This window comes from Micrococcus antarcticus (assembly GCF_044872765.1).
Lineage (GTDB): Bacteria > Actinomycetota > Actinomycetes > Actinomycetales > Micrococcaceae > Micrococcus.
This window is the reverse complement of record NZ_CP085253.1, coordinates 1,694,783-1,708,920: the sequence shown is the minus strand read 5'-3', so window position 1 is coordinate 1,708,920 and position 14,138 is coordinate 1,694,783. Positions and strand designations below refer to the sequence as shown.

Annotated in this window: 12 protein-coding genes and 1 pseudogene; 6 read left to right on the top strand and 7 right to left on the bottom strand. The window is 74.3% G+C overall.

From position 1 onward, the window contains the following. Positions 1–812, bottom strand: a pseudogene (locus LG274_RS07990) (NADP-dependent oxidoreductase); the annotation flags it as partial. 168 nt (positions 813–980) lie between these two features. Between LG274_RS07990 and LG274_RS07985 the strand changes: the two are divergent. Next, on the top strand, positions 981–2,072 hold the full coding sequence (locus LG274_RS07985; RefSeq protein WP_404463822.1) for an endonuclease/exonuclease/phosphatase family protein: 1,092 nt from the start codon (positions 981–983) through the stop codon (positions 2,070–2,072). Between the two features lie 166 nt (positions 2,073–2,238). On the opposite strand, the gene LG274_RS07980 is transcribed toward LG274_RS07985, so the two are convergent. Continuing rightward, complete coding sequence (locus tag LG274_RS07980) at positions 2,239–2,634, bottom strand: DUF2809 domain-containing protein (RefSeq protein WP_319076404.1); 396 nt, start codon at positions 2,632–2,634, stop codon at positions 2,239–2,241. A gap of 58 nt (positions 2,635–2,692) precedes the next feature. On the opposite strand from LG274_RS07980, the gene LG274_RS07975 reads away from it, so the two are divergent. Then, the gene (locus tag LG274_RS07975) at positions 2,693–3,403 is read left to right on the top strand and encodes a 4a-hydroxytetrahydrobiopterin dehydratase (RefSeq protein WP_404463819.1); all 711 of its coding nucleotides are present in this window, start codon (positions 2,693–2,695) and stop codon (positions 3,401–3,403) included. Positions 3,404–3,434: 31 nt separating this feature from the next. Here the strand turns inward: LG274_RS07975 and LG274_RS07970 are convergent, their stop codons facing one another. Then, positions 3,435–4,721: an MFS transporter gene (locus LG274_RS07970; RefSeq protein WP_404463817.1), complete on the bottom strand. Its 1,287-nt coding sequence runs from the start codon at positions 4,719–4,721 to the stop codon at positions 3,435–3,437. Positions 4,722–4,745: 24 nt separating this feature from the next. Between LG274_RS07970 and LG274_RS07965 the strand changes: the two genes are divergently transcribed. Further along, on the top strand, positions 4,746–5,255 hold the full coding sequence (locus tag LG274_RS07965; protein ID WP_343282160.1) for a MarR family winged helix-turn-helix transcriptional regulator: 510 nt from the start codon (positions 4,746–4,748) through the stop codon (positions 5,253–5,255). A 15-nt stretch (positions 5,256–5,270) separates the two neighbouring features. Here LG274_RS07965 and LG274_RS07960 read toward each other — a convergent pair whose 3' ends face one another. Continuing rightward, a complete protein-coding gene (locus LG274_RS07960) occupies positions 5,271–6,101 on the bottom strand; it encodes a spermidine synthase (RefSeq protein ID WP_343282159.1) in 831 nt (276 codons plus the stop codon). A gap of 143 nt (positions 6,102–6,244) precedes the next feature. On the opposite strand from LG274_RS07960, the gene LG274_RS07955 reads away from it, so the two are divergent. Both LG274_RS07955 and LG274_RS07950 read left to right on the top strand, forming a co-directional pair. Continuing rightward, positions 6,245–7,396 (top strand): DUF819 family protein, encoded by a 1,152-nt coding sequence (locus tag LG274_RS07955; RefSeq protein WP_343282158.1) that lies wholly within the window; start codon positions 6,245–6,247, stop codon positions 7,394–7,396. After that, entirely contained in the window at positions 7,396–8,556 is a 1,161-nt protein-coding gene (locus LG274_RS07950; protein ID WP_343282157.1) for a dipeptide epimerase, read from the top strand. The genes LG274_RS07955 and LG274_RS07950 overlap by 1 nt, the downstream gene beginning before the upstream one ends. A gap of 50 nt (positions 8,557–8,606) precedes the next feature. Here the strand turns inward: LG274_RS07950 and LG274_RS07945 are convergent, their stop codons facing one another. Next, the gene (locus LG274_RS07945) at positions 8,607–11,468 is read right to left on the bottom strand and encodes a cation-translocating P-type ATPase (RefSeq protein ID WP_404463814.1); all 2,862 of its coding nucleotides are present in this window, start codon (positions 11,466–11,468) and stop codon (positions 8,607–8,609) included. An 85-nt stretch (positions 11,469–11,553) separates the two neighbouring features. Then, positions 11,554–12,426, bottom strand: coding sequence for an EamA family transporter (locus LG274_RS07940; protein WP_404463812.1), 873 nt, complete (start codon positions 12,424–12,426; stop codon positions 11,554–11,556). A 102-nt stretch (positions 12,427–12,528) separates the two neighbouring features. On the opposite strand from LG274_RS07940, the gene LG274_RS07935 reads away from it, so the two are divergent. Further along, positions 12,529–13,008, top strand: a complete 480-nt coding sequence (locus LG274_RS07935) for an SRPBCC family protein (protein ID WP_404463810.1) — start codon at positions 12,529–12,531, stop codon at positions 13,006–13,008. A gap of 33 nt (positions 13,009–13,041) precedes the next feature. Here LG274_RS07935 and LG274_RS07930 read toward each other — a convergent pair whose 3' ends face one another. Next, positions 13,042–14,121 carry an ABC transporter ATP-binding protein gene (locus tag LG274_RS07930; protein WP_255843581.1) on the bottom strand — a complete coding sequence of 360 codons (1,080 nt, stop codon included), beginning with the start codon at positions 14,119–14,121 and terminating at the stop codon, positions 13,042–13,044. Between the last annotated feature and the right edge of the window lie 17 nt (positions 14,122–14,138).

Below are 14,138 nucleotides of genomic sequence, written 5' to 3'. Positions count from 1 at the left end.
CAGGCCCCGCTGGGCCGGCGGCGTCTCCGTGCTGTTGTCCTGCGAGATCGCCCCGCACAGGGCCGCGCGGCCGCCGCGGTTCATGCCGCCGATCGCGGCCTCGAGGTGCTCCCCGCCCACGTTGTCGAAGTAGACGTCGATGCCGTCGGGGGCGGCCTCGGCCAGCAGGTCGGCCACGGCGCCGTCCCTGTAGTTGAACGCGGCGTCGAAGCCGAGCTCCTCGAGGCGGCGCACCTTCTCGGCGGAGCCGGCGGAGCCGATCACCCGCGACGCGCCCAGCGCCTTCGCAAGCTGGCCCACGGTGGAGCCGACGGCGCCGGCCGCCCCGGAGACGAAGACGACGTCGCCCTCCTTCATCTGCGCCACGGCGGTGAGGCCCGCGTACGCGGTGAGGCCGGTCATGCCCAGCACGCCGAGGTAGGCGGAGTCGGGGGCGGCGTCGGTGTCCACGACGGTGGCGTCCTGGCCGGCCAGCACGCTGTACTCGCGCCAGCCGAGCTGGTGGAGGACGGGGGCGCCCACGGGCAGGTCCGCGTTCCGGGAATCGATCACCGTGCCGACGGCGCCGCCTCGAGCGGGGCGTCGATCTGGAACGGGGGCACGTAGGACTTCACGTCGTTCATGCGGCCGCGCATGTACGGGTCCACGGACATCACGGCGTTGGCCACGAGCACCTAACCCTCCTCGAGCGGGGGGAGGTCCACGGTCTCGAGGCGGAAGTCCTCGGGCGTGGGGGCGCCGTGCGGGCGTGCGGCCAGCACCACCTGGCGTGTCCGCGCGGGGCGGTCGGCGGGGGTCGCGCCGCGGTCCAGGCCGCCGCGCTCCGCTGAGCGCGAGATGAGGGGTCCGTCACGGCGTGCGCCCGTGCCGTCGCGGCCCCAGCGTCCGCGGCGTCGAGCACGCACCGGCGGGGCGCGGCCTACCCTGGGCCCATGGACACCACCGCCGCGAAGCTGACCGGGCTCGGCTTGATCTGACCCATGACGCTCCTGGGCCGGATCGCCGTCGCCGCCCTCTGGGCCGTCCTCCTCGCGGCCAGCGTCGTCGTCCTCGCCCCGGGCAGCGCGCCGGGGCAGTGGCTGGGCACGCGGATCCCCGTGGCACAGGCGCTCGCGTTCCCGGGGGTGTTCGGCGCGTCCGCCGTCGTCCTGGGCCTGGCGGCGCTCCTCCTCTCCGCGGCCCGGGCGCGGCGCGTGAGCCCGCGGGTCAGCGCCGTCGTCGCCGGACCGGCCGTGACGCTGATGCTGCTGGGCGTCCTCCTGAGCGCGTTCCCGGTGGGGCCGCCCTGGTCCGTGGGCCCGGCCGGCGCCGTCGGGAACACGGGTCCGATGCTGCGGGTCACCGTGTTCAACAGCCTCGACACCCTGACCGCGGCGGACGTCGACCGGCTCGTGACCCACCTCGACCCGGACGTCCTCGTGCTGCCGGAGGCCTCACCGGACCGCGTCCGCCGGGCCGTGGCGGGGACGGGCTTCGCCGGGGGTGTCCACTCGGCGACCGAGGCCGGATTCAGTGCCGGCCGGCCCGCAGGGGTCGCGCCGACGACGATCGCCGTCCACGCACGCCTCGGGGCCGTCACCCCCGGGGACCCGGTCCCGACGACGTTCGGCGCGGTCCGCCTCGACCCTGCCAGCCCGGCGTCTGAGGACCCCGGCCCCCACGGCGTCCTCCCCGCGATCCTCGGGGTGCACACCGCCCCGCCCGTGCCCCGGTTGATGGATGCGTGGCGCGCCGACCTGGAGAGGCTGGCCGTCGCAGACGCCGATGCCGTGGCGGACGGCGGGCCACTGATCCTCGCCGGCGACCTCAACGCCACTCTCCGGCACGGGCCGCTGGCGGCCCGGACGCGACTGGTGGACACGGCGGCGCAGTGCCCCGGGAGCCCGGAGGGGACGTGGACGGCCGAGCGGCCCGCCTGGCTCCGCACCCCGATCGACCACGTGCTCGTCACCCCCGACGTCGAGGTGGTCGACTGCGCGACGCTGCGGGTCGGTGCGTCCGACCACCTCGCCTACGCGGCGACGCTCCGCCTGGTGGGCGACCCTGTGGGCCGGGGTGGGGGTGTCGGTTGAGAAATGCCATGGGCTAGATCGGATAGCCCATGGCAATTCTCGAGGGAGCACCCTCCCCCCGGGGAACGGCCCGGGTCGTCTCACCCCGGCCTCGCGTCGACCCTCGGGTGCACAGGCGAGGCGCCTGCGCCCCCCGCCTCACCGCCGACGCGCCCGCACCCCCGCCTCACCGCCGACGCGCCCGCACCCCCGCGTCAGCCAGGGCGGCCGCCGCGCAGCCGAGCGCGTAGAGCAGCAGGTCGCCCGCCACGAACGTCGTCCCCAGCACCAGCCGCACCGGTGGGAAGGCCTGCGCCCACGCCACGGGCAGGCCCGTGAGCTGGAACAGCTCGATCGCCGCGCAGGCCGCGAACGCGACGCCGCCCACCGTGAGGGATCTCTGCCGCGGCAGCACGAACGCCACCACGAGGTACACGAGCACCGCATAGAGGGCGTCGCCGGCGGGCCCGGTCCACACACCGTGGAGCAGGAGGCGGACGCCGAGTCCCAGCACCAGCACGAGGGCCGCGGCGCACGCCAGGGCGGCCCGACGTCGTGCGGAGGTCGGGGGAAGGGTGCTCACGCGATCCATGGTGCCCCCAGTCTCCTCCGGGGCCACCTCCCGGTGGCACGATGACGTCATGAGTGAGACCCCCGTCACGGACCCCCGCCGCCTCCTGCGCACCGCTGAGGTGGCCGACGCCGGCCTGGAGGACTGGCGCCTGCTCGCCGGCCGCCTCAAGGCGCGCTTCACCCCGGCGGACTACGCCACCGGCCTCGAGCTCGCCGCCCGGATCGGCGCCGCGGCGCAGGACGCCGACCACCACCCCGAGCTCACGCTCACCTACACGGACGTGGTGCTCACGCTCGCCAGCCACGACGTCGGCGGGGTCACCTCCCGCGACCTCCGCATGGCCCGGCGCATCAGCGGGATCGCCCGGGAGCTGGGCGTGCGCGCCGACGTCGCCGGCCTGACCCAGCTGGAGCTCGCCCTCGACACCGCGCGCGGGGCGGCCCAGGCGCGGATCTACGCGGCGCTGTTCGGCGCCGATGTCACGGGGGACGGCGACCTCGCCGACCCGAGCGGGCAGACGCCGTCGATGTGGTGGCAGGGCCCGGAGGGCGAGGCTTCCACCGGGGAGCACGCCCTGCCCGCCCCCGAGGTGGAGCAGCGCTGGCACCTGGACGTGTGGGTGGCCCCGGAGGAGGCGGAGGCCCGCCTGCAGGCCGCCCTCGACGCCGGGGCCACTCTGCTCAGCGACGCCTCCGCGCCCTCGTTCTGGGTGATCGAGGACGCCGACGGCAATCGGGCGTGCGTCTGCACCGCGCTGCGCCCCGACCGCGAGCACTGAGCCGTCCTGGCGCCCGGGCCGTCGAGCCGCCTCAGCGGGCGGCGGCGGTCCCGTTCCGGCCGTGCTTCCGGCCGTGCACCGCGAAGTAGTACACGCAGCCGACCACGAGTGCCGCCGCGAGCACGGCGTACATCGCCCCGTAGCCGGCCGCGGCCACGAGCCCGCCGAGGGCGACCGGCCCCAGGCCCAGGCCGACGTCGGCGAACAGCATGAGCGTGGAGATGCCGGCGCCGAGCTGGTGGGCCGGCACGGCGTTGACGGCGATCGCCTGCGCCGCCGGCATGAGCGTGCCGTAGCCCAGGCCGCTCAGAGCGCCGGCCACCACCACCTGCCAGTCCTGCGTGGCAGTCGCCAGCAGCAGCAGCGCGGCGAGGAAGCAGACCAGCGCGGGGTACACCACGACGTCGTCGCCGCGGCGGTCCTGCACCGTGCCGAGGGTCAGGCGCATGAGCAGCATGGCGGCCGCGTAGGCGAGGAAGAAGAACCCCGCTCCGGCCGTGAGCCCGCGGTCCACGGAGTAGGCGTCGAGGTAGGTGATGACCCCGGAGTAGGCCAGGCCCACGATGAGCATGAACCCGGCGATCGGCACCACCGCCGGGTGCAGCACGGAGCGCAGGCGGAAGCCGACCGCGGGCGCCGGATGCTCGACGGGCACCTCGCTCGCGCCCTCCTCGCCCGGGGTGAGGGCCTCGCCGTGGTCCACGCCGGCCGGGGCCGGGTCCGGGGTCGGTGCCGGGGCGGCCGCGGGGTGCTCGCCCAGGGCGAGAGCGAGGAGCAGGCTGGCCACGGTCACGCCGAGCGTGGTCCAGAACAGCCATCCGTAGCCGGCCGAGCCGACGAGGAAGAGGCCCAGGGCGGGGCCGATCGCGGTGGCGAGCGTGGTGCCCAGGGCCAGGATGCCCGTGCCCTCCGCGCGTCGGGAGGCCGGGATGGCGGACTGCGCCGCGGCCATCACGGCCGTGCTGGCGAACGCGTAGGCCGCACCGTGCAGCATGCGCACGACGATGAGTGCCGGCAGGGACGAGGCCGGCAGGTACAGCGCGCACGAGACCACGACGACGGCGAGCGCGACCAGCAGGACCCGACGGCGGCCGAACCGGTCCACCACGTGGCCGGTGACGATCCGAGCGAGCGTGGCTCCGATGACGAAGGAGCTCGACGCGAGCCCCGCACCGGCCTCGGACGCCGCGAACTGGCGCACGGCGTAGAGGGCCATGGTGGTGACGAGCGCGTAGAACACGACGAACTGGAGGAAGGAGACCACCCACGCGAGCACGAAGGTGGGGGAGGCGATGCGTTCCTGCTCGGCGATTTGCATGGTGCAAAAGGTAGCATCGTTTGCATGATGCAATCATCTGAGGGGGCGTGGGCCGACCCGGTCCGCGGGATCATGTACGAGCACATGCTCCTGCTGCGGGTGGCCACGCAGGGGGTGGCCCCCTACGGCCGGTCGAGCGCGCTGGAGCGCAGCGCCACCGTGCTGCTGGCCCGCCTGGAGGCGGGCGGGGCCATGAGCGTCGCCGAGCTGGCCGAGGCCTTCGACCTCGACGTCTCCACAGTCCACCGGCAGGTGGCCGCCGCCATGAAGGCCGGCCTCGTCGAGCGGGTGGCGGACCCCGACGGCGGCTCCGCCCGGCTGCACCGTCCCACGGAGGAGGGACGCGCCCGCCTCGCCGCGGAGCTGAGCTCCCGCGCGGACAACGTGGCGCAGATCGTCTCCTCCTGGCCCGCCGAGGACGTCGTCGAGTTCAGCAGGCTCCTGCGTCGTTTCAACGAGGGGGCGGAGGAGCGCCGGGGTCACCCGTGGCCCCGGCCGCAGGCGGGCCCCGGTGCGGAGGACCCCCGGCCCTGAGCACCGCGCCCGCCCTCAGGCGCGACGGATGCGGGAGGCCAGCGCGGCCGACTCCGCCGGGTCCAGCACGGCCGCCGGATGCGGCCCCGCCGCGGCGAGGCGCTCCGTGCAGCCGGCCTCTCCCAGCGGCGCCCCCGCGGCCAGCACGACGTTGCCCCAGTCCAGGCGCTCCAGCATCCCCTGGTCCGCGAGCGTCCACGGGCCGGGCACCCCGGCCTCGGCGGCAGCCTCCTCGAGGGCGCCCAGCTCGGCGCCCAGGAAGCCCAGGCCGGCGTCGTCGCCGATGTTCACCAGCAGCACCCCGCCCGCCGTCAGCAGCTCGAGCAGCTCCCCGTAGAACACGGCCCCGCGCAGGTGCTCGGCACCGTCCTCACCGGTGCCGATGTCCAGCACGACGGCGTCGAACCGCTCCCCGTCCATCGCGAGGTCGACGGCGGCCAGCCGCGCGTCCGCGACCACGGAGACGAGGTCCGTGCCCGCCGGCAGGGGCAGCTCGGCGAGCACGAAGGACACGAGCTCCCGGTCCAGGTCCACCGCGGTCTGCTCCGAGCCGGACCGGGTGGCCTGCACGTACCGGGGCAGCGTCAACGCGCCGGCGCCCAGGTGCAGCACGCGGACCGGCTCGCCCGCCGGGAAGGCGGCGTCGAGCACGTTCGCCATCCGGCGCAGGTACTCGTACCGGATGCGCCCCGGGTGTTCGAGGTCCACGTGGGACTGCACGGCCCCGCCGATCTCGAGGACCCAGCCGTCGTCGTGCTCGTCGGGCAGGATCCGGGCGAGCTCCCCGGACGTGCCGAGGTGGACGGTGCGGGGCGCGGGGGAGCCGGCAGGACGCTGAACGGGCATGGCCCCCAGTATGCGGGCCGCGCCGCCGCGCCGACGCGGGGCCCGGCTCCGGTACTGTGACCTGAGCCATACTCGTCATCGCGTGGCTCACACTCGACTGCCCCCCGCGCCGCTGTGCGCTCGCACCCACCCAAGGAGGGCCCGTGATCACCGACGGCCTGCTCATGATCGGCGTGGTCCTCGGACTCGCCGGCCTGCTGATCGTGCTGGAGAAGACGACCGGCTGGAAGTTCTTCAAGTACGTCCCCGCCATGGTGCTCATGTACCTGATCTGCGCCGGGCTCAACACGCTCGGGGTGTTCGGCGACGCCAAGGACGTCCGCGCGCCCCTCAAGGCGCTCAAGGACGTGGCGCTGCCCGCCATGATCTTCCTGCTGCTGCTCGGCTGCGACCTGCGCCGGATCATGGCGCTCGGCCCCAAGCTGCTGCTGACCTTCTTCGTGACCGCCGCGTCCATCATGGTCGGCATGATCCTGGCGTTCCTGCTCTTCCGTGGCGCCCTCGACCCCGAGTCGGGCAAGGCACTCGGCGCGCTCTTGGGCTCCTGGACGGGCGGCAGCGCCAACATGGTGGCCGTGCAGGACATCGTGAAGGCGCCGGAGAACATCTTCGGCTACGCACTCATCACGGACACGGTCGTCTACTCCGTGTGGCTCATGCTGATGTTCTCCGCCGTCCTGCTCTCGGACCGGTTCAACCGCTTCACCAAGGCGGACGCGAGCTACCTGGACGGCCACATCGCCGCGGTCGAGGAGGAGAAGCGCCCGATCTCCGTGACCTCGCTGGCCGGCCTCGGCTTCGGCTCGATCCTCATCGCCACCCTCGCCATCTGGATCGGCGGCCTCCTGCCCGCCGTCGGCACGTTCATCAACTCCACCGCGTGGACCATCATCATCGTCTCGGTGCTCGGTCTGATCTTCGCGCAGACCCCGCTCGCGCGCGCGGCCGGCTCCGCGGAGCTCGGCACCCTGATGCTGTTCATCGTGATAGGCCAGATCGCCACCGGCTCCGACTTCGCGGGCATCTCGCAGGCCCCGGTGTACCTCGGGGTCGGCGTGGTGACGCTGCTGATCCACGCGATCATCATGGTGGTCTACGCGAAGCTCACCCGCACCGAGCTTTTCTCCATCGTGGTGGCCTCCGTGGCCAACGTGGGCGGCATTGCCTCCGCTCCCGTTGTGGCCGGCACCTTCAGCCGCCAGCTCGTGCCCGTCGGCATCCTGTTCGCCCTGATCGGCACGCTCATGGGCACCTGGGTCGGCCTGCTCGGCGCTCAGATCATGCAGGGCCTCTGATGGCGCATGACGACGCCGCGCGCACCTCTCCCGTCACCGTCGCCTCGGTGCGGGCGCACCTCCACGCCAGCCGTCTGCTGCGCCCGTTCGTGACGGCGCAGCGCCGCACGGAGGCCGTGGCCTACGTGGCCGTGGACGTGACCCTCGCGGGCGGTCCGGGGGAGGTGGCCGGCGTCGTCGGGCAGGGCTCCGCGGCCGAGACCGTGGCGGTCACGGGCGAGAGCGCCGAGACCATCCTCGCGGCCGTCAACGGGCCGATCCGGGCCGCCCTCGAGGGGGTGTCCGGCACCCCGGACGAGCTCGCCGCCCTGGCACGCGGGGTCGTCCCGGGCGCCTCGAGCGCGCGGGCCGCCGTCGACGTCGCGGTGCACGACGCCCTTGCGCGCGCCCTCGGCGTCCCGCTCGTGGAGCTGCTGGGGGCGCCGTGCGGCGTGCGCCTGGACCCGGCCGCCGGAATCGCCTCGGACATGACCGTCTCTCTCGAGGAGCCCGCGGTCATGGCGGGCCACGCCCGCGAGGCGGCGGCGGACGGCTATGGGATCCTCAAGATCAAGCTCGGCCGGGACGCCGAGCAGGACCGGGAGCGTCTGGCTGCCGTCGTCGAGGCCGCGCCCGGCGCGCGCCTGCGGATCGACGCCAACCAGGGCTGGACCCCGGACGAGGCTGTGCGCGTGCTCGCCCGGTTCGCCGCGGACGGCCTGCCGATCGACCTCGTCGAGCAGCCCGTGGCGCGCGACGACCTCGCCGGCCTGGCCCGCGTGCGGGCCGAGAGCCCGTTCCCGGTCATGGCGGACGAGGCCGTCTGGGGCCCCGACGACGCGCGCCGGATCATCGACGCCGGCGCTGCGGACATGCTCAACATCAAGCTCGCCAAGACCGGCGGGCTGGGGGAGGCCCTGGCCGTGGCGGACCTGGCCGCCGAGGCCGGGCTGACCTGCATGGTCGGCGCAATGATGGAGCCGCGCATCGGGATCGCCGCCGGGGCGCACCTCGCGTTCGCCCACCCGGCGATCGCCATGGTGGACCTGGATCCGCCCGCGTGGTTCGCCTCGCCGCTGCCGGCCGGCGGCTTCACCGACGACGGCACGCTGCGCCTCACGGGCGGGCCCGGCCTGGGGCTGGAGCGGCTGTGCGCAGAGGACGACCCGCCCACGATGTGACGGCCGCCGCCTGCGCCCGGCCTCAGCGGCCCGTCGGGGCCGCCCCGTCCTCACGCCCCGCGGGCCCGCAGCACCAGCTTCCGCAGCTCGTCGAACCACAGCACCACGGAGGCCAGGCCGAGGCACATCAGCCACTGGCCGGCATCCAGCGCCGTGGTGCCGAACGCGGTCTGCAGGAACGGCACGTGCACCACGAGCACCTGGGAGAGCACGCCGAAGGCGATCGCCGCCCACAGCCAGCGGTTGTGGAACATGCGGTGGAAGGCGGAGGTGGTCTCGGAGCGGGAGTTCAGGGCGTTGAAGAGCTGCGCGAGCACGAGCGTGGTGAACGCGCAGGTCTGGGCGTCCACCACGGTGCCGGAGCCGGCCAGCAGGCCGCCCGGGAGCTGGCTGTCCAGGGCCAGGAGGGTGACCGCGGCCATCACGGCGCCGATCGTGAGGATCCCGCCCCACATGCGGCGGTCGATCACGCGGTCGGTCGCCCGGCGCGGCGGGCGGGCCATCACGTCGTCGCCCTCCGCGTCGATCCCCATGGCGAGGGCGGGCGCGGAGTCCGTCACGAGGTTGACCCACAGGATCTGCGTGGCCAGCAGCGGCACCACCACGCCGGACCCGTGCCCGGTCAGGCCGAGGAACCCCGCGAGCATCACGCCGAAGAACATGGTGAGCACCTCGCCCGTGTTGGACGAGAGCAGGTAGCGCAGGAACTTCTTGATGTTCTCGAAGATCACCCGGCCCTGCCGCACGGCGGCAACGATCGTGGCGAAGTCGTCGTCGGCCAGGATCATGTCCGCGGCCTCCTTGGACACCTCGGTGCCCGTGATGCCCATGGCCACGCCGATGTCCGCCTTCTTGAGGGCCGGCGCGTCGTTCACGCCGTCGCCGGTCATGGAGACGATGGCCCCGTCGGCCTGCAGCGCACCGATGATCCGCAGCTTGTGCTCGGGGGAGACGCGCGCGTAGACGGCCACGCCCCGCACGGCGGCGCGCAGCTGCTCGGCGTCCATCGCCTCGAGCTCCGGCCCGGAGAGGGCGCGGTGGCCGGGCTCGGCGATGCCCAGCTCCTGGGCGATCCGCAGCGCGGTGGCCGGGTGGTCGCCCGTGATCATGACCACCCGGATCCCGGCGCCGCGGGCGGTGGCGACGGCGTCGGCGGCCTCGGCGCGGGCCGGGTCGATGATCCCGGCGGTGCCCACGAACACGAGCTCCTTCTCGAGGCCGCGCAGGGCCTCGCCGTCGAGGGTCCCGTCCGCCGCCCGGGCGGCCTCGAGCTCGGCGGGCTCGAGGCCGCGGTACGCCACCGCGAGGGTGCGCAGCGCCTGGTCGGAGAGCTCCTGCACGTCGCGCGCCGCCGAGGCGCGGTCGGGCTCCCCGAGCGCGAGCACCTCGTCACCCCTGCGCACGCGGGTGCAGTGCTGGAGCAGCACGTCCGGCGCGCCCTTCGCGACGAGCAGGGGGGCGCCGTCCCGCTCTCCGTCCGTCACGACGACCGACATCATCTTGCGCTCGGACGTGAACGGCGCCTCGGCCACCCGGGTGAAGCGCGCGGCGCGGGCCTCCTCGAGGCCGGCCTTGCGCTCGGCCACCACGAACGCGGCCTCCGTGGGGTCGCCCAGCACGGACCAGGCGCCGTCGTCGTCCCGGCGCACCTCGGCATTGGAGGCGAGCGAGCCGCCGCACAGCAGCGCGACGCCCTCCTCGCGCAGGGGGTGCGCGGCGTCGGCGGCGAGCAGGTCGACGCCGTCGTCCAGGAGCACGCGGCCCTCCGGCGCGTAGCCCACGCCGCTGAGGCGGGCCTGCCCGGAGGGGGCGCGGACGGCCTGCAGGGTCATCTCGTTGCGGGTGAGGGTGCCGGTCTTGTCGGAGCAGATCACGGAGGCGGAGCCCAGCGTCTCCACGGAGGAGAGGTTCTTCACGATCGCGTTGCGCCGGCTCATGGCCGTCACGCCGAGGGAGAGGACCACGGAGAGGATGGCGGGCAGCCCCTCCGGCACCGCGGCGACGGCGAGCGAGACGCCCACGATCAGCACGTCCACCGCCTCGCGCACGGAGTGGATGCCGCTCGTCATCGCGATCGCCGCCATCACCACCACCGCGATCCCGATGACGGCGATCCCCAGCGTGCGGCCGAGGGCGTCGATCTCCCGCGTGAGCGGAGTGGCCTTCTTCTCGGTGGAGCTGAGCAGCCGCGCGATGTGCCCCATCTCGGTCTCCATGCCCGTGGCGGTGACCACCGCGGTGCCCACGCCCTGCGTCACAGCCGTGCCCTTGTGGACCATGTTCGCCCGGTCGCCGAGGCTGACCTCGCCCGGGATCGGGGCCGGGCCCTTGCCGACCGGGGCGGACTCGCCCGTCAGCGCGGCCTCGGCGATGTGCAGGGAGGAGGAGGCGATCAGGCGGGCGTCGGCGGCCACGGAGTCGCCCTCGGCGAGCGCGAGCACGTCCCCGGGGACGACGTCGACGGCCGGCACCTGCACGGTGCGGCCGTCACGGACCACCGTGGCCATCACCGCCGCCATCCCCTGCAGCGCGGCCACCGCGTCCGCGGCGCGCGCCTCCTGCACGTAGCCCAGGACCGCGTTGAACACGATGATCACGGCGATCACGATCGCGTCCACGGGGGCGCCGTGCGCGCCCTCGAAGAACCAGGCCACCACGGAGATCACGACGGCGGCGGCCAGCAGGTGGATCAGCGGATCGGCGAACTGCCTCAGGAATCGGCGCCAGGACGACTCGGCGGCCGAGGCCTCGAGCTCGTTGGCGCCGTGCTCCGCGCGGCGGCGGAGGACCTCGGCGGAGTTCAGCCCCACCTGGCCGTCCACGCCGAAGTGCGCGAGGGCCTCGGCTGCGGTGGCCCGCGTCCACGGGACGGGATGGGCGGTGGCGGTCGGCGTGCCTGGGTGGTCGGTCACGGCGCGGGCTCCCTCGGAAGGACCAGGTCACCGGCGGGCCGCGCCGATGACGGCGGATGTCTCGAGTCTACGGCGGCGGGCCCGGTCAGGCGGGCCGCCGTCGCAGCACCCGCGGCGTCGTCATGAGCCCGAGACCCACGCCGAGCAGGATGACCGCCGCCCCGAGTGCCTGCAGGGGGCTGAGCATCTCCCCGGCCACGGCGGCGCCGAGCAGGACGCCCGTCAGGGGGTTGAGCAGCCCCAGGATCCCGACCGTCCGGGCGGGCAGCGCCGCGAGGCCCCGGAACCACAGCACGTAGGCCAGCCCGGTCGCGATCAGGCCCATGTACGCGAACCCCAGGACGGCGGGCAGGCCCAGGGGCGGTGGCGGGCCCTCCACGGCCAGCGCCACCGGTGCCAGCATCACGCCGGCCAGGGTCAGCTGCCACGCGCTGAACGTCAGCGAGTCCACGGGCGGCCTCCACCGCTTCGTCAGCACGTACCCCAGCGACGACGTCAGCACGCCGGTCAGCGCGGCCGCCACGCCCATGGGATCCAGGGTGGCGATCGCGCTGCCGGCCAGCAGGGCCACGCCGAGGATCCCGACGAGGGCGCCGACGTACGCCATCAGCGGCGCTCGCTCGCGGAGCAGCAGGCGGCCCAGCACCACCATCACCAGCGGCCCGGAGGCCATGAGCGTGGCGGCCACGCCGCTGGGCAGGCGGGAGCCGGAGACGTACACGAGCACGAAGAACCCGCCCATGGTCAGGAAGGAGATCAGTGCGGACTTCCACCACCACGCCCCGCGGGGGAGGCGCCGGGTCAGGGCGAGCAGGATCAGCCCGGCCGGCAGGGCCCGGATCGCAGCGCCGGTGAGGGGCAGGTCCGCGGGCAGCCACTGCCGCGTCACCACGTAGGTGGAGCCCCAGAACACCGGGACGATCGCGGTGGTCAGGAGGAGGCGCAGCCGGGACGTCATGCTCACGAGGGTAGGGGGTGAGGAGCCGGGGTCGTGCGAGCGCTCCTCGCCCGCGTGCGGAGGGCATGGCCCACGGCGGCGGTGCACCCCTACCCTGACGCCATGGAGCACATCGACGAGACCGCCCTGCCCGCCCCCGAGGACCGCGTCGTGTCCGCGACCCGCCACGTCGACGCGCCGGCCGGCGTCGTCTTCGAGCTGATCGCGGACCCCTCCCGCCAGCCCGAGTGGGACAGCAATGACAACCTGGCTGAGGCCGCCCCCGGGCGGCGGGTGACCGCCGTCGGGGACGTGTTCGTCATGACCCTGACCAAGGGTGAGGACCGCGAGAACCGCGTCGTGGAGTTCGAGGAGGGCCGCCGCATCGCCTGGAAGCCCTCCGAGGTCGGCGGGGAGCCGTTCGGCCAGCTGTGGCGGTGGGAGGTCGAGGACGACGACGACGGCGGCTGCCGCGTCACCCACACCTATGACTGGACGCGGCTCGCCGACCCGCAGCGCATCCGTCGCGCCCTGCGGACCGGCGAAGAGCAGCTCCGCGCGTCGATCGACCGGCTCGCGGAGCTGGCCGGGCGTCAGGGCTGAGGGCAGGCGCCGCCCGCCGCCGTCGCGCCGCCGTCAGCGGTTGAGTCGCTCGCCGGTCTCGGCGTGGAACAGGTGCACGCGCTCCGGGTCCGGGACCACGTGCACCACGGATCCCTTCTCCGGCGCCGTGTAGCCCACCGTCCGCAGGGTGATGAGCCGCTCCTCGCCGCCGATCGTCGCGTGACCGTACACGTACGCGTCCGCGCCGAGCTCCTCCACGGTGTCCACCTCCACGGGCAGGCCGGCAGCGTCGTCGCTGACCACCAGGTTCTCGGGGCGCACGCCGAGGTCCACCGCCGTGCCGGCGTCGGCCAGATCCTCCCGCGGCACGGGGATGACCGTCTCGCCCCAGTGCACGCCCTCGTGCGTGGCGGGCATGCGGAAGATGTTCATGGCGGGGGAGCCGATGAACCCGGCGACGAACACGTTCATCGGGCGCTCGTAGAGGTTGCGCGGCGTGTCCACCTGCTGGAGGCGGCCGTCCTTGAGGACCGCCACCCGGTCGCCCATGGTCATGGCCTCGGTCTGGTCATGGGTCACGTACACGGTGGTGGTGCCCAGGCGACGGGTCAGGTTGGCGATCTGGGCGCGGGTCTGCACGCGCAGCTTTGCGTCCAGGTTGGAGAGCGGCTCGTCCATGAGGAACACCTGCGGGTCGCGCACGATCGCCCGGCCCATGGCCACGCGCTGACGCTGGCCCCCGGAGAGGGCCTTCGGCTTGCGGTCCAGGTACTCGGTCAGGTCCAGCAGCTTCGCGGCGTCCTCGACGCGGCGGCGCCGCTCGTCCGCGGGGACGCCGGCGATCTTCAGGGCGAAGCCCATGTTGTCCGCCACGGTCATGTGCGGGTACAGGGCGTAGTTCTGGAACACCATCGCGATGTCCCGGTCCTTGGGGTCCACGTCGGTGACGTCCCGGTCGCCGATCAGGATGCTGCCGCGGGAGAGCTCCTCGAGGCCGGCGAGCATGCGCAGGGAGGTGGACTTGCCGCAGCCGGAGGGGCCCACGAGCACGAGGAACTCGCCGTCGGCGATCTCCAGGTCGAGGGAGTCGACGGCGGGGCGGGGGGAGCCGGGGTACTGGCGGCTGGCGGAGCGGAAGGTCACGGAGGCCATGGTGGGGTTCCTTTCAC